This is a genomic window from Actinoallomurus sp. NBC_01490, assembly GCF_036227085.1.
In the GTDB taxonomy this organism is placed as follows: domain Bacteria; phylum Actinomycetota; class Actinomycetes; order Streptosporangiales; family Streptosporangiaceae; genus Actinoallomurus; species Actinoallomurus oryzae.
Genome location: NZ_CP109433.1, coordinates 5,921,092 through 5,936,324 on the forward strand (window position 1 = coordinate 5,921,092; position 15,233 = coordinate 5,936,324).

General features: G+C 70.3%; 9 protein-coding genes, 1 tRNA gene and 1 pseudogene. 4 read left to right on the top strand and 7 right to left on the bottom strand.

The features are described from left to right. Position 1: 1 nt before the first annotated feature. The 3 genes and pseudogenes from OG417_RS27595 to OG417_RS27605 form a co-directional block, all read right to left on the bottom strand. Positions 2–1,921 carry a molybdopterin oxidoreductase family protein gene (locus OG417_RS27595; protein ID WP_329234249.1) on the bottom strand — a complete coding sequence of 640 codons (1,920 nt, stop codon included), beginning with the start codon at positions 1,919–1,921 and terminating at the stop codon, positions 2–4. Positions 1,922–2,004: 83 nt separating this feature from the next. Further along, entirely contained in the window at positions 2,005–3,924 is a 1,920-nt protein-coding gene (locus OG417_RS27600) for a molybdopterin oxidoreductase family protein (RefSeq protein ID WP_329234252.1), read from the bottom strand. A gap of 17 nt (positions 3,925–3,941) precedes the next feature. After that, positions 3,942–5,012 (bottom strand): annotated as a pseudogene (locus tag OG417_RS27605) (2-dehydropantoate 2-reductase); the annotation flags it as partial. A 5-nt stretch (positions 5,013–5,017) separates the two neighbouring features. Here OG417_RS27605 and OG417_RS27610 point away from each other — a divergent pair. The 3 genes from OG417_RS27610 to OG417_RS27620 all read left to right on the top strand — a co-directional run bounded on the left by OG417_RS27610 (position 5,018) and on the right by OG417_RS27620 (position 7,187). Beyond that, a tRNA-OTHER gene (locus tag OG417_RS27610) sits at positions 5,018–5,103 on the top strand. Between the two features lie 31 nt (positions 5,104–5,134). Continuing rightward, a complete protein-coding gene (locus tag OG417_RS27615; RefSeq protein WP_329234255.1) occupies positions 5,135–6,274 on the top strand; it encodes a molybdopterin molybdotransferase MoeA in 1,140 nt (379 codons plus the stop codon). A 220-nt stretch (positions 6,275–6,494) separates the two neighbouring features. Beyond that, complete coding sequence (locus tag OG417_RS27620; RefSeq protein ID WP_329234258.1) at positions 6,495–7,187, top strand: GntR family transcriptional regulator; 693 nt, start codon at positions 6,495–6,497, stop codon at positions 7,185–7,187. Here the strand turns inward: OG417_RS27620 and OG417_RS27625 are convergent. The 4 genes from OG417_RS27625 to OG417_RS27640 form a co-directional block, all read right to left on the bottom strand. After that, entirely contained in the window at positions 7,180–8,565 is a 1,386-nt protein-coding gene (locus OG417_RS27625; RefSeq protein WP_329234261.1) for an OFA family MFS transporter, read from the bottom strand. The genes OG417_RS27620 and OG417_RS27625 overlap by 8 nt on opposite strands. A gap of 179 nt (positions 8,566–8,744) precedes the next feature. Further along, positions 8,745–10,880 carry an acetate--CoA ligase family protein gene (locus OG417_RS27630; RefSeq protein ID WP_329234263.1) on the bottom strand — a complete coding sequence of 712 codons (2,136 nt, stop codon included), beginning with the start codon at positions 10,878–10,880 and terminating at the stop codon, positions 8,745–8,747. A gap of 1 nt (position 10,881) precedes the next feature. After that, positions 10,882–12,111 (bottom strand): formyl-CoA transferase, encoded by a 1,230-nt coding sequence (gene frc / locus OG417_RS27635; RefSeq protein ID WP_329234267.1) that lies wholly within the window; start codon positions 12,109–12,111, stop codon positions 10,882–10,884. 13 nt (positions 12,112–12,124) lie between these two features. Further along, entirely contained in the window at positions 12,125–13,825 is a 1,701-nt protein-coding gene (locus tag OG417_RS27640) for a thiamine pyrophosphate-binding protein (protein ID WP_329234270.1), read from the bottom strand. Positions 13,826–14,042: 217 nt separating this feature from the next. Between OG417_RS27640 and sucC the strand changes: the two genes are divergently transcribed. Further along, the gene (gene sucC, locus OG417_RS27645; RefSeq protein ID WP_329234273.1) at positions 14,043–15,233 is read left to right on the top strand and encodes an ADP-forming succinate--CoA ligase subunit beta; all 1,191 of its coding nucleotides are present in this window, start codon (positions 14,043–14,045) and stop codon (positions 15,231–15,233) included.

Genomic DNA, 15,233 nt, shown 5'->3' on the forward strand with positions numbered 1-15,233 from the left:
TTCAGCTCCCCGCGACCTTCTCGACCCGTACGGCGGTCGCCTTGTACTCGGCGGTGCCGGCGATCGGATCGGTCGCCTCGATGGTCAGGCTGTTGGTGTTCACCTCGTCGGGGAAGTGCATGGTCATGAAGACCAGGCCCGGCCGCAGCGCCGGGTCCACGAGGACCGGGGCGGTGACCGTGCCGCGCCGCGAGGAGATCCGCACCTGCTCGCCCGGAGTGACCCCGAGCCGTTCGGCGTCCTCGGGGGACAGCTCGAGGTTCTCCCCGCGGCGCAGTGGCGAGGAGAACCCTCCGGACTGGACGCCCGTGTTGTAGGAGTCGAGCCGGCGGCCGGTGGTGAGCCGCAGCGGGAACTCCTCGTCGAGCCGGTCCACCGGCGGTGAGTGGCGCAGCACCGCGAACGGCGCGGGACGCCCGCGAGCCTCCGGGTCGGGCTCCCACAGCCGGGAGTGCAGGAACGAGGGTTCCAGCCGGTCCTCGGAGTAACAGGGCCACTGGATGCCGTGCCGTTCCTCCAGCCGCGCGTAGGTCATGCCCGCGTGGATGGGGGACAGCGACCGTACCTCGTCCCAGATGTCCTCGGCGCGTTCGTAGTGCCAGTCGTGCCCGAGCCGGCGCGCCAGCGCGCACATGATGTCGATGTCGTCGCGGGCCTCGCCGGGCGGGTCGAGTGCCTTGCGGACGCGCTGGACGCGGCGCTCGCTGTTGGTCATGGTGCCGTCGGACTCGCACCACGCGGCGCCGGCGGGGAGGACGACGTCGGCCATCCGGGCGGTCCTGGTGAGGAAGATGTCCTGGACCACCAGGTGGTCGAGCAGGCCGAGCCGCTTGACGGTGTGCTCGGCGTCCGCCTCGGACTGAGTGGGGTTCTCCCCGATGATGTAGGCGGTCGTCAGCGTGCCCGCGCCCATCGCGGCGAACATGTCGGTGAGGTTGAGCCCGTAACGGGGCTGGATCTCGCGCCCCCACGCCTGGGCGAACCGCGTGCGCACCGCGGGGTCGAGGATGTCCTGGAACCCGACCATGCGGTCGGGGATGGCGCCCATGTCGCCGCCGCCCTGGACGTTGTTCTGGCCGCGTAGCGGGTTGAGGCCGGAGCCGTAGCGGCCGACGTGGCCGGTGAGGAGCGCCAGGTTGATCAGGGCGCGGACGTTGTCGGTGGCGTTGTGGTGTTCGGTGATGCCGAGCGTCCAGCACAGCTGGGCCCGCTCGGCGCGTGCGTACGCGTGGGCCAGTTCGCGGATGGCCGCTGCGGGCACGCCGGTCTCGCGTTCGGCGGCCTCCAGGGTCCACGGCTCGACCGACGCGGCGAACTCCGCGAACCCGCTGGTGCCGCGCTCGATGAACGTGGGGTTGTGCAGCCCGGCGTGGATGATCTCGCGGGCGATCGCGTTCGCCAACGGGATGTCGGTGCCGACGTTCAGGCCGAGCCAGCGGTCCGCCCACCGGGCCGTGCTCGTGCGCCGCGGGTCGACCGCGAACACGCGCGCGCCCCGGCGGATCGCCTTGAGCACGCGCTGGAAGAAGATCGGGTGCGCCTCGCGTGCGCTGGACCCCCACAGCACGATGAGGTCGGTGTCCTCGATCTCCTGGTAGGAGGACGTCCCGCCGCCGCTTCCGAAGGCGGCGGCCAGGCCGGCCACGCTGGGGGCATGGCAGGTGCGGTTGCAGGAGTCGACGTTGTTCGTGCCGATCACCACGCGGGTGAACTTCTGCGCGACGTAGTTCATCTCGTTGGTCGCGCGCGAGCAGGAGAACATCCCGAACGCGTCGGGGCCGTGGGTCTCGACGTTGCGGCGGAAACCCTCGGCCGCGCGGTCCAGGGCCTCGTCCCAGGACGCGGGCCGGAGTTCGCCGGCGTCCCGGACGAGCGGCCGGGTCAGACGGACGTACGGCGTGCGGGGGGTCTTTTTCGCCATGCCGGGTCCCACTCTCGAAACCGAAGACTGTATACGATCTACCGTATGCCAGCGTGCTCGTCCGGGCAATGGTCAGTCGCGGATCACCCGTCCCCTCCGGCGGGCCCGTCACCGGGCAGCCGTTCGACGCGGATCGCCGTCGCCTTGTACTCGGCGGTGCCGGCGATCGGGTCGGTCGCCTCGATGGTCAGGCTGTTGGTGTCCACCTGGTCGGGGAAATGCGGGATCATGAACGCCAGCCCCGGCCGCAGGGCCGGGTCGACGGCCACCGGCGCGGTCACCGAGGCGCGCCGCGAGCTGACCCACACCCGTTCGCCGGGCACGAGGCCGAGCCGTTCGGCGTCCTCGGGGGACAGCTCGATCGCCGCCTCGCGGCGTGCCGGCAACGCGATCGCGCCGGACTGGACGCCGGTGTTGTAGGAGTCGAGCCGGCGGCCGGTGGTGAGCCGCAGCGGGAAGTCCTCGTCGAGGACGTCCACGGGCAGCCGGTGCCGGGGGACCGCGAACGGCGCGGGGGCGCCGCGCCGGTCCGGGTCGGTCTCCCAGAGCCGCCCGTGCAGGTACGGCGGCTCCAACCGGTCCTCGCCGAAGCACGGCCACTGGATGCCCTGCAGCTCCTCCAGCCGCCGGTAGCTCATCCCGGCGAAGATGGGGGACAGCGACCGCACCTCGTCCCAGATCTCCTCCGCGGACGGTGCGCCCCAGTCGCGGCCGAGGCGCCGGGCCAGGTCGGACATGATCGCGATGTCGTCGCGGGCGCCGCCGGGCGGGTCCAGGGCCTTGCGGACCCGCTGCACGCGCCGCTCGCTGTTGGTCACCGTGCCCTCGCTCTCGCACCAGGCCGCGCTCGCGGGGAGCACGACATCGGCCAGCCCGGCGGTCCTGGTCAGGAAGATGTCCTGGACCACGAGATGATCCAGGTCGCTGAGCCGCTTGACCGTGTGCGCCGAGTCCGCCTCGGACTGCGCCGGGTTCTCGCCCACGCAGTACGCGGTGGTCAGCTCACGCCGGTCCATCGCCTCCAGCATCTGGGTCAGGTGCATGCCGTAGCGCGGCGGGATCTCCCGGCCGTACGCGGCGCCGAACCGTGCCCGCACCGCGGGGTCGAGGATGTCCTGGAACCCCGGCAGGCGGTTGGGGATGGCGCCCATGTCGCCGCCGCCCTGGACGTTGTTCTGGCCGCGTAGCGGGTTGAGGCCGGAGCCGTAGCGGCCGACGTGGCCGGTGAGGAGCGCCAGGTTGATCAGGGCGCGGACGTTGTCGGTGGCGTTGTGGTGTTCGGTGATGCCGAGCGTCCAGCACAGCTGGGCCCGGTCCGCGCGTGCGTACGCGTGGGCCAGTTCGCGGATGGCCGCTGCGGGCACGCCGGTCTCGCGTTCGGCGGCCTCCAGGGTCCACGGCTCGACGGCGGCGGCCAGTTCGGCGAAGCCGGTCGTGGCCCGGCCGACGAACGCCTCGTTGACCAGCCCGGCGTGGATGATCTCGCGGGCGACCGCGTTCGCCAGCGGAATGTCGGTGCCGACGTTCAGGCCGAGCCAGCCGTCGGCCCACTCGGCCGAGCTTGTACGGCGCGGATCGACGACGAACAGGCGTGCTCCGTTGTGCACTCCCTTCAGCAGGTGGTGAAAGAAGATGGGGTGTGTCTCCCGGGCGTTGGAGCCCCACAGGATGATGAGGTCGGTCTCCTCGATCTCCCGGTACGACGAGGTGCCACCCCCGGCACCGAACACGGCCGCCAGACCGGCGACGCTGGGAGCGTGTCAAGTGCGGTTGCAGGAGTCGATGTTGTTGGTGCCGATGACCTGCCGCACGAACTTTTGCGCCATGTAGTTCATCTCGTTGGTCGCGCGCGAGCAGGAGAACATCCCGAACGCGTCCGGGCCGTGGGCCTCGACGTTCCGGCGGAAGCCCTCGGCCGCGCGGTCGAGCGCCTCCTCCCACGTGGCGGTGCGCAGCTCGCCGCGGTCGCGGACCAGGGGCTCGGTGAGACGGGTGTAACGCATGGCGTCCTCCTCGGGTGTCAGGCGGGAACCGCGCTTCGGGCAGCGGCGGTGATCTTCTCGTTGGTCAGGCCCGCGACGGCGTTGATCGCCCGCAGGGTGGGGACGCGCGTCCCGGTGAGGTCGGCGAGCTCGACCACGGCCGCCAGGATCACGTCCAGCTCCAGGGGCTTGCCCTTCTCCAGATCCTGGAGGGTGGAGGTCTTGTGGTGGCCGGTCCGCTCCGCGCCCGCCAGGCGACGGCCGATGGAGATCTCCGGACGGCAGCCGAGCCGCTCGGCGACGTCGAGCGTCTCGCGCATCATGGTGATCACCAGGTCGCGCGTGTCGCGGTGGCGGCACATCTCGAGCATCGTCGCCCGGCTCAGCGCGCTGATCGGGTTGAAGGCGATGTTGCCCATCAGCTTGATCCAGATGTCCTTGCGCAGGTCCGGCTCGACCGGGCACTTGAGGCCGCCGGCGATCAGCGCCTCGCTGAACGCCCGGCAGCGGCCCGAGACCGTACCGTCGGGCTCGCCGATGGAGAACCGGGTGCCCTCCAGGTGCCGGATCACGCCGGGCGCCGCGATCTCGGTCGCGGCGTAGACGACGCAGCCGATGGCGCGCTCGGGCGGGATGGTGGCGGTCACGGCCCCGCCGGGGTCGACCGTCTCGATGCGGTACCCCTCGTACGGGCCCGGCAGCCGGTGGAAGTACCACCACGGGATGCCGTTCTGCGCCGCGATGACGGCGGTGTGCTCCGTGGTGAGCGGGGCCAGGATCGGCCCGCAGCTCGCGTAGGCGTTGGCCTTGAGGCCGAGGAAGACGTGGTCGACCGGACCGATCTCGCGGGGGTCGTCGGTGGCCGGTGGCCGGGCGGTGAAGTCTCCGCGCGGGCTGAGCACACGTACGCCCTCTCGCCGGATCGCCTCCAGGTGGGCGCCGCGGGCGACCAGGTGGACCTCCACCCCGGCGCGGTGCAGGGCTGCTCCGACATAGGCGCCGATCGCACCGGCGCCGACGACAGCGACTCTCACGGGAACTCCGTTCTCGTGGGCTACTGCATTCTGTCTACAGTATGCCTCTATAGTGGTCAAGGATGAGTTTGTCTGTCCAGGGAGGCGAGAAGGTGCCTGGTGGCCCTCACGGTCTTCGCCGACAGGACTCGGGTGAGGGCGGGTTCGACTCCCGCTCCCCGTCCCATCGGCCTCCGGCACGTGCCGCGACGGCGGCCATGCCCTGGCGCCTCGCGCGGGCGATGGCCGCCGCCGCGACGCCTCTCGACGTGATGGACCTGCCGGTCGGCGAGGCCGGCGGGGCCGTCCTCGCCGGCCCGGTGCGCGCACGCGCCGACCTGCCGGCCTTCGACGCCGCGGCGATGGACGGGTACGCCGTGGCGGGCCCGGGCCCCTGGCGGCCGGCCGGCCGGGTGCTGGCCGGCCGGACCGCCCCGGGCGAGGTCGGCGCCGGCGAGGCGGTGGAGATCGGGACGGGCGCTCCGGTCCCGTACGGCACGGAGGCGGTCGTGCCGTACGAGGCGGTGACGTGTGCGGACGGCCGGCTCCGCGGCCCCTTCGAGCCCGGCCGCCACATCCGGCGCCAAGGTGAGGACTGCCGGGCGGACACCAAGGTGGTCCCCGCCGGATCGGTCGTCACCCCGATCGTCCAGGGGCTGGCGGCGAGCGTGGGGCAGGACCTGCTCCGCGTCCGCCGCCGGCCCCGCGTGGCCGTCCTGGTGACCGGGGACGAGCTCACCTCCTCCGGGCTTCCCGGCGCGGGCCGGGTGCGGGACGCGCTGGGCCCGATGCTGCCCGGCCTGATCGACTGGGTCGGGGGACGGGCCGCTCCGCCCGTCCGCGTCGCCGACCGGGAGGCGGCGCTCGCCGACGCCATCGCCGGCGCCGCCGAGGCGGACGTCGTCGTGGTGTGCGGCTCGTCCTCCAAGGGCGCCGCCGATCACCTGCGCGCCGTGCTGCGCGCGGCGGACGCGGAGTTCCTCGTCGAGAGCGTCGCGTGCCGGCCCGGCCATCCGCAGCTGCTCGCCCGGCTCGCCGACGGCCGGCCGGTCGTCGGCCTGCCCGGCAACCCCTACGCCGCACTCGTCGCGGGGCTGACGCTGCTCACGCCGTTGCTCGGGGCGCTGACCGGACGGCTCGCCGCGAACGGGGGCTGGGTCCGGCTCGACCCGCGTGTGACCGCGCACCCGGTGGACACGCGCGTCCTGGCGGTGCGCCGGGACGGGGCGCGGGTCGTGCCGGTCGGCCGGGACCGGCCCGGCCTGCTGTGGGGCGCCGCGCTGGCCGACGCGCTGGCCGTCGTTCCTCCCGGGTGGCGGGGAGAGGAAGTGGAACTGCTCGCCCTGCCGCCCCGATAGCGGTTCGCCGGAATTCATCCGTTGATTCCAGCGTCTTTCACCGCCACCAAGCGACTTATCTGTTATGTGTGCATTTCTGTGGCATTTCGCCGCGATAGACGGTGCCGGCCGGCGGCAGGGCAAGAAATGGTGTGAGTACCGCCACGTCACCGGCAGTCCCGGTATGCGGTATGTAGGCAGTAGACTGTACACAGAAGCCCTTAGATCTCGAGGAGTCGGCATGTCGTTCTTCACCGGTAACGCGGAGAGCGTCGACATGCCTCGGCTGACGCGTCCCGCCCCACTCCGCCAAGGGGTCTACGAGGCTCTGCTCGAGCTGATCGTGACGCGTGCGCTCAAGCCGGGGCAGCACCTGGTCGAGAGCGACCTGGCGACGCGTCTCGGCATCTCCCGGCAGCCGGTGCGCGAGGCGCTCCAGCGGCTCAGCACGGAGGGGTGGGTCGACCTGCGGCCGGCCCAGGGGGCCTTCGTACACACGCCGACCGAAGAGGAGGCCGACCAGCTTCTGGCCGTGCGCTCGCTGCTGGAGGCGGAGTCGGCGCGGCTGGCCGCGGCCAACGTCACCCCCGAGGCGATCGCGCGGCTGCGGGAGATCTGCGAGGGCGGCGTGGCGGCGCTCGAGGCCGACGAGGTGGACGCCGTCGTCGCCGCGAACGCCACGCTGCACGCCGCCATCGTCGAGCTCTCGGGGAACAAGGTCCTGGCCGAGCTGGCGGCCCAGGTGGACCGGCGCGTGCGCTGGTATTACACGCCCGTCGCCCGGCAGCGGGGGCCGGAGTCCTGGACGGAGCACGCGGCACTGATCGACGCGCTCGCCGCGCACGATGGCGAGCGGGCGGCGCAGATCATGCGCGAGCACACCGAGCACACGCGCCGGTCGTATCACCAGCGCCCCGACAAGGAGGTCACATGATCTCCCGGCTGATCGGATAGGGGTTGGGCACGATCTTGGCCGCCCTCGGCCGGCCGGGCTGGCGAAGCGTCAGCGCGATGAGGGCCGACACGAGGCCCATCACCCCGGCGAGGGTGTAGGCGCCGGTGTAGTCCCAGGCGTCGATGACGACGGCGCCGAGACCACCACCGAACAGGCCGCTGACCAGCTTCGCGCTGTAGACCATCCCGTAGTTGGTGGCGTTGTGGTTCTCCCCGAAGTAGTCGGGCACCAGAGCCGCGAACATCGGGTAGAACGCGCCGCCGCCGAAGCCGGAGATGAACGCGAAGACCAGGAACAACACCTCGTTGTGCGCGTCGCCGGCCCACAGGGTGCCGAACTGCGCCAGTGACTCGATGATGAGCACGACGATGAGCGCCTGCTTACGGCCGATGAGGTCGGAGAACCAGCCGACCACCGCGCGCCCGACGCCGTTCACCACGGCCAGGATCCCGGCCGACAGCGAGGCCATCAGCGGCCCGAAGCCGAGGTCCTTGGCGAAGGGCACCTCGAAGGAGATGCCGAAGATGGAGACGCCGGAGATGAACGCCAGGCAGATCCACATCAGCGGGATCATGCCCGTGCGCATCGCCTCCATCGGGGTGAACTGGCGCACCGCCGGAGGGTTCTTCTCGAGGCTGACACGCGCGCCGGAGTCCTTGGCCTTCGCGGGCTTCAGCGGGTCGACGTGCTCGGGCCACCAGTTCTTCGGGGGGTCCTTGAAGAAATACCCGCAGACCCCGATCGCGACGAGCACGAAGACCCCGATCAGGTCGAGAACCTCGTGGTAGTCGCCGGTGTCGAAGGCGTAGTTGAAGATGACGATGAACGGCAGGGAGCCGTAGGCGAACCCGCCGTTGACGAATCCGGTCCGCGCACCGCGCTTTTCCGGATACCACTTGCCGACCATGTTGATGCAGGTCGCGTACACGAATCCGGCGCCGAGGCCGCCCAGCACACCGAAGCCGATGATGGCCCCGAAGACGCTGTGCAGGTGGGAGATGGCGAGGAAGCCCACCAGCGCCAGCACGGCGCCCAGCGTCATCGCCCGGCGCGCCGGCAGGATGCCCTTCTCCCGCAGCCGGCCGGCGGGGAAGGCGACGCCCGCCTGGAAGAACACCCAGACGCTCAGGATCCAGAACGTGTTGCTGCTGGTCCAGCCGTGTGCGGTGGACAGGGTGTCCTCGGCCGAGCCGTAGGCGTACTCGAAGACGCTGATGGCCATCATCGCCGCCCACGGCAGTATCACCATGAGTACGCGCGAATGGCCCAGGATGTCGCGGTCCGTCTCGCCGATACGGTAAACACGTCCGCGTTGGTCGGTGATCTCGGTGAATTTCGGATTGGCAGTAGCGGTCATCTCGACCCCTCGTCGCGATGTGCTGGCGATTGCCCCCTGTCCCCGATCTGGCGTTCGTGCGCTCGGCCACCAAGCTCTTGTTAGGTACGCTGCATGGGCGTTCTCCTCCTGTGAGCGGGACGCTGAAGCCGGTGGCCGTACAGACGACGGCATGCGGCCGTACGGCCACCGGTGGACGGTCAGCGGGGCAGCAGGCCCGCGGCGCGTGCCCAGCGATACTTGGCGCCGAGCACCGCGACCGGCTTCTCCGTCGTGTAGGGGTAGGCGGGGACGCCGTGGTCGAACAGATACTCACTGGCCTGCTCGACCTCGGTGTCGCCGGCGAGCGAGGCGACCACGGGCTTGTCGATGCCCTGGGCGCGCGCGTCCGCGACGACGCGGGCGATGAGCTCGGCGAACACCATCGGCGGGGTCACGATCGTGTGCCAGTAGCCGAGGATCAGGGCGTGGATGCGCGGGTCCGTCAGGCCCAGCCGTACCGTCGCCTCGTACGTGGACGGCGGCTCGCCCCCGGTGATGTCGATGGGGTTGCCGGCGGCGCCGAACGGCGGGATGAACCTGCGGAACGCCTCGTCCAGGTCCGGGGGGATGTCCATCAGTGACAACCCGGCGTCGACGCACGCGTCGGACAGCAGCACCCCGGAACCGCCCGCGCCGGTGATGATGACGACGTTCTCGCCCTTCGGGGTCGGCAGCGTCGGCAGCGCGTGGGCGTACTCCAGCATGTCGTTCAGCCCCGGCGCGCGGATCACTCCGGCCTGGCGGAGGATGTCGTCATAGACCTTGTCGTCGCCGGCGAGCGCGCCGGTGTGGGAGCTCGCGGCGCGGGCGCCGAGGCTGGTCCGGCCGGCCTTGAGCACGATGATCGGTTTCTTGGGCGTCACCTCGCGGGCCGCGGCGACGAACGCCCGTCCGTCCTTCAGGTCCTCCAGGTGCATCGCGACGCATCGGGTGTTGTCGTCCTGGCCGAAGAACGTCAGCAGGTCGTCCTCGTCCAGGTCGGACTTGTTCCCCAGGCCCACGATGGCCGACACGCCCATCTTCGAGCTGCGGCTGAAGCCGAGGATGGCCATGCCGATGCCGCCGCTCTGCGACGACAGCGCCACACCGCCCTTGACGTCGTACGGCGTGCAGAACGTCGCGCAGAGGTCCTCCGGCGTGTAGTAGTAGCCGTAGATGTTGGGGCCGAGCAGCCGTACGCCGCGCCGGCGGGCGATCTCGACCACCTGCTCCTGCAGCTCGTGGTTGCCGGTCTCGGCGAACCCCGACGGGATCAGTACCGCCGCGGGTACCTTCTTCGCGCCCACCTCCTCCAGCGCGGTCGGCACGAACTTCGCCGGGATGGTGAACACCGCGACGTCGACCTCGCCCGGCACGTCCGCGATGCTGCGGTAGGCCTTGCGGCCGCAGATCTCGTCGGCCTTGGGGTTGATCGGATGGATCTCGCCCGCGTAGCCGCCGTCGATCAGGTTCCGCATCACCGAGTTGCCGATCTTGCCCGCCTCGTTGGAGGCGCCGATCACCGCCACCGAACGCGGCTTCATCAGGCGGTTCATCACCGCGAGGATCTCCTCGGCGGTGTACCGCGGCACCTCCTGCGGCGCGTCCTCGGCCAGCAGGACGCGTACGTCGGCCGCCACCGCGCCGTCGGCGGTGGCGAACACCGGGTTGAGGTCCAGCTCGGCGATCTCGGGGAAGTCGGCGACGAGGTCGGAGACCCGCTGGATCATGCCGGCCAGCGCCTCACGGTCGATCGGCTCGGCGCCACGCGCGCCGCGCAGCACGTCGGCGGCGGCGATGTCGTCGAGCATCGAGGCCGCCTCCTCGCCGGTGGCCGGGGCCAGCCGGAAGGTGACGTCCTTCAGCACCTCGACCAGGACGCCGCCGAGCCCGAACGCGATGACCTTGCCGAAGGTCGGGTCGGTCGTCGCGCCGATGATGACCTCCTGGCCGGCGGGCACCATCCGCTGCACCTGCACGCCGAGGATCCGCGCGTCCGGGTCGTGCGCGCGTGCCGCCGCGACGATCCGCTCGTAGCCGAGCCTGACCTCGTGCGGGGACTCCAGGCCGACGAGCACGCCTCCGGCCTCGGTCTTGTGCAGGATGTCCGGCGAAACGATCTTGAGGACGACGGGCAGCCCCATGTCCACGGCACGCGAGATCGCCTCGTCCGCCGAGGTGGCCAGGTCCTCCGCCGGAGTGGCGATGCCGTACGCGTCGCACAGCAGCTTGCCCTCCAGCGCGGTCAGCGCGGTGCGTCCCTCGGCACGCACCGCGTCGAGCACGGCGCGTACCTCCGCGCGGTCGTATCCCACCTCAGATCACTCCATTCGCCTTGAGGGAGACGAGCTCGTCCTCCGGCAGCCCGAGCACCTGCCCGTAGATCTCGTCGTTGTGCTCACCGAGGAGCGGCGACCGTTCGACCTCGACGGGGGAGTCCGACAGCTTCAGCGGGCAGCCGACCGTCTTGAAGGGACCGCGGACGGGGTGGTCGACCGTGACGATCATCTCGTTGCCGACCAGGCTCTCGTCCTCGATCAGCTCGGCGGTCGACAGGATCGGGCCGCAGGGGACGTTCTCGGCGTTGAGCTTGGCCAGCACCTCCCACTTGCCGTGCTGGCAGCTCCACTCCTCGATGAGCTGGAAGACCTTGGCCAGCTTGTTCAGCCGGGCCTCCGGGGTGCTCCACTCGGGATCGTCGGCCAGCTCAGGCCGGCCCATCAGCCGGGCGATCGGCGCCCAGCCCTGCGGCTGGATGATCACGTAGACGTAGTCGTTCGGGCCGCCCGGCGCGCACCTGACCGCCCATCCCGGCTGCCCGCCGCCCGACGCGTTGCCCGAGCGGGGCACCTCGTCGCCGAAGTCCTCGTTGGGGTACTCCGTGAGCGGGCCGGCGGCCAGCCGCTGCTGGTCGCGCAGCTTGACCCGGCACAGGTTCAGCACCGAGTGCTGCATCGCGACCGCGACCCGCTGGCCGCGGCCGGTCGTGTTGCGCTGGTAGAGCGCGGCGAGTATCGCGGCGACCAGGTGGATGCCGGTGCCGGAGTCGCCGATCTGGGCGCCGGTCGCGGTCGGCGGCCCGTCCTCGAAACCGGTCGTGCTCATCGACCCGCCCATCGCCTGGGCCACGACCTCATACGCCTTGAAGTTGGTGTACGGGCCCTCTCCGAAGCCCTTGATCGAGGCGAAGATGAGCCTCGGGTTCAGCTCGCGCAGTTTCTCCCAGCCGAATCCCAGGCGTTCGACCGTGCCGGGCCCGAAATTCTCCACGAGCACGTCGGAGCGTTTCACCAGATCGGCAAAAAGCTCTTTGGCCCGGTCGTTCTTGAGGTTGAGCGTGATGCTCTTCTTGTTGGCGTTGAGCATCGTGAAATAAAGGCTGTCGGCGTCTGGAACGTCCCGGAGCTGGCGCCGTGTGATGTCGCCGCTCGGCGCCTCGAGTTTGATGACGTCGGCGCCGAGCCACGCGAGAATCTGAGTGCAGGACGGTCCGGACTGAACGTGCGTCATGTCCAGGACCTTGACGCCGTCTAGTGCCTTTCCCATGGCGCTTTCCTTTTCACTTGTACATCGTCTGGTTCATGGTTCCGGGCGCGTAAACGTCGGTGTCGATCCACACGTTGATGAGCGAGGGCTTGCCGGACTCGCGGGCGCGTTCCAGCGCGGGCCGGATCTGGTCGGGCTCGCGGACCTCCTCGCCGTGGCCGCCGAGCATCCTGGCGAACTCGCTGTAGGGCACGTCGCCGAGCGTGTTGCCGACCCGTTCGCGGTCCTTGCCGTACTTGGCGCCCTGGCCGTAACGGATCTGGTTCATCGAGGAGTTGTTGCCGACGATCCCGACGAACGGCAGGTCGAAGCGGACGAGAGTCTCGAAGTCCCAGCCGGTGAGGCTGAACGCGCCGTCGCCGAACAGGGCGACGACCTCCTTGTCCGGCCGCGCCTGCTTGGCGGCCATCACGAACGGGATGCCGACGCCGAGGGTGCCGAGCGGACCGGGGTCCATCCAGTGCCCGGGCGACTTGGGCTGCACGACCTGGCCGGAGAAGGTGACGATGTCGCCGCCGTCGCCGATGTAGATCGAGTCCTCGGTGAGGAACTCGTTGATCTCGTGCACGAGCCGGTACGGGTGGATCGGTGACGCGTCGGAGTGCTGGAGCGGCAGCCGCTTCTCATAGGCCTTGGTCTCCTCGGCGCGTAGCTCCTCCAGCCACGCCTTCCGTCCCGCGGCGCCGTTGTCGGAGCGCCCGGAGGCCGCCTGCGTCACGGCGGACAGGATGAGGCCCGGGTCGCCGACGATGCCGAGGTCGACGTCGCGGTTCTTGCCGACGGTGCGGTAGTCCAGGTCGATCTGGACCACGGTGGCCTCGGGGGACAGGCGCCGCCCGTACCCCATGCGGAAGTCGAACGGCGTGCCGACGATGACGATGACGTCGGCGTTGTTGAACGCGTAGCGCCGGGAGAGCTGGTAGTGGTGCGGGTCGCCGGGCGGCAGGGTGCCGCGGCCGGCGCCGTTCATGTAGGCGGGCACGTTGAGCGTGCGCACCAGCTCGGTCGCCGCGTCCGTCGCTCGGGTGGTCCAGATCTGGTTGCCCAGCAGGATGCACGGCTTCTCGGCGTTCACCAGCAGGTCGGCGAGGCGCTCGATGGCCGCGGGGTCGCCCTGCCGGCGCGTCGAGGCGCGGTACCCGCCGGGCCGGGGTACCCGCGCTCGGTCGCGGGGGACCTTGGCGTCGAGCACGTCGCGGGGGATCTCGAGGAACGACGGGCCCGGCGCGCCGTTGTAGCACTCGCGGAAGGCCATCGAGACCAGGTCCGCGACGCGTTCGGTGTGCGGGACGGTGGCGGCGAACTTGGTGATCGGCGCCATCATGTCGACGTGCGGCAGGTCCTGCAGCGAGCCCATCTTGTGCTGGCTCAGCGCGCCCTGGCCGCCGATCAGCAGCATCGGGCTCTCGGCGCGCAGCGCGTTCGCCACGCCGGTGACGGCGTCGGTGGTCCCGGGGCCCGCCGTGACGACGGCGCAGCCGGTCGTGCCGGTGATGCGCGCGTGGCCGTCCGCGGCGTGCGCGGCGACCTGCTCGTGGCGGACGTCGATGACTTTGATGCCCTCGTCGACGCAGCCGTCGTAGATGTCGATGATGTGGCCGCCGCACAGGGTGTAGATCACGTCGACGCCCTCCGCCTTGAGGGCCTTGGCGACGAGATGCCCACCTGAGATGAGTTCCGTGGCTTGGGGTTCCGGCTCGGGGGACGTGGCCATGTCCTGTGTCAACTCCTCATGATCGGGGCTCGTGTCCGGGCGTAACGCCAGGTCAAAGCCGTTTCAGTACCGCGCTGACGAGGATTGCATACAGTCGACGAATACTGTATGAAGACTGTGACACCCAATGCGTGGAATGTCCAGAGCGAGATTCGGCAACGCGGCCGAGAGGCCGGACGGGGGTGCGGCCGACCGCGGACGGGCGGGAGGAACGCGAGTGGATCTGTTCGAACATCAGGCGAAGGAGCTCTTCGCGGAGTACGGCGTCCCGGTCCCTGCCGGCAAGATCGCTACGACGCCGGAGGAGGCTCGGGCGATCGCTGAGGAGTTCGCCGCCGCCGGCACTGCGCGCGTCGTTGTGAAGGCGCAGGTGAAGACCGGCGGCCGTGGTAAGGCCGGAGGTGTGAAGCTGGCCGATTCGCCCGCTGACGCCGAGGAGAAGGCGCGGCAGATTCTTGGCATGGACATCAAGGGCCACACGGTCCACAAGGTGTTGGTCGAAGAGGCGAGCGCCATCGCCCAGGAGTTCTACTTCTCGTTCCTGCTCGATCGTGCGAACCGGACGTTCTTGTCGATCTGTTCGGTCGAGGGTGGGATGGAGATCGAGGAGGTCGCCGCGACCAAGCCCGAGGCGGTCGCGCAGATCCCGATCAACGCGCTGGCCGGTGTCGACCGGGTCAAGGCCCGGGAGATCGCGGCCGCCGGGCGGCTGCCGGCCGAGGCGCTGGAGGGGGCCGCGGAGCTCATCGAGCGGTTGTGGGCGGCGTTCGTGGATGAGGACGCCACGCTGGTCGAGGTGAACCCGCTGATCCTCACCGCCGATGGTCGGGTCAAGGCGCTGGATGGCAAGGTCACCCTGGATGGGAACGCGGCGTTCCGTCAGCCCGAGCATGAGGCGCTGGAGGACAAGGCGTCGACCGATCCGCTGGAGGCCAAGGCCAAGGCCAAGGACCTGAACTACGTCAAGCTGGACGGCAGCGTCGGGATCATCGGTAACGGCGCGGGTCTGGTGATGTCGACCCTGGATGTGGTCGCCTACGCCGGTGAACGGTACGGCGGGCAGAAGCCGGCGAACTTCCTGGACATCGGTGGTGGTGCCTCGGCGGAGGTGATGGCCAACGGTATGGAGATCGTGCTGGGTGACCCGAGCGTGAAGAGCGTGTTCATCAACGTGTTCGGCGGCATCACTTCTGGGGATGCGGTCGCGAACGGGATCGTGCAGGCGGTCAAGCTGCTGGGTGATCGGGGCGAGACGGTGGATCGTCCGATCGTGGTGCGGCTGGACGGCAACAACGCCGAGGAGGGCCGCCGGATTCTCAATGAGGCCGCCATCTCGGTCATCGAGCAGGTCGAGACGATGGATGAGGCGGCGCGGCGCGCCGCTGAGCTGGCTTCGGCGGGGGTGTGA

Bases quoted from the DNA above. Each gene is read 5' to 3' on its own strand.
- OG417_RS27595 (WP_329234249.1), bottom strand. From the start codon at position 1,921: ATGGCGAAAAAGACCCCCCGCACGCCGTACGTCCGTCTGACCCGGCCG.
- OG417_RS27615 (WP_329234255.1), top strand. From the start codon at position 5,135: ATGCCCTGGCGCCTCGCGCGGGCGATGGCCGCCGCCGCGACGCCTCTC.
- OG417_RS27620 (WP_329234258.1), top strand. From the start codon at position 6,495: ATGTCGTTCTTCACCGGTAACGCGGAGAGCGTCGACATGCCTCGGCTG.
- OG417_RS27625 (WP_329234261.1), bottom strand. From the start codon at position 8,565: ATGACCGCTACTGCCAATCCGAAATTCACCGAGATCACCGACCAACGC.
- frc (WP_329234267.1), bottom strand. From the start codon at position 12,111: ATGGGAAAGGCACTAGACGGCGTCAAGGTCCTGGACATGACGCACGTT.
- OG417_RS27640 (WP_329234270.1), bottom strand. From the start codon at position 13,825: ATGGCCACGTCCCCCGAGCCGGAACCCCAAGCCACGGAACTCATCTCA.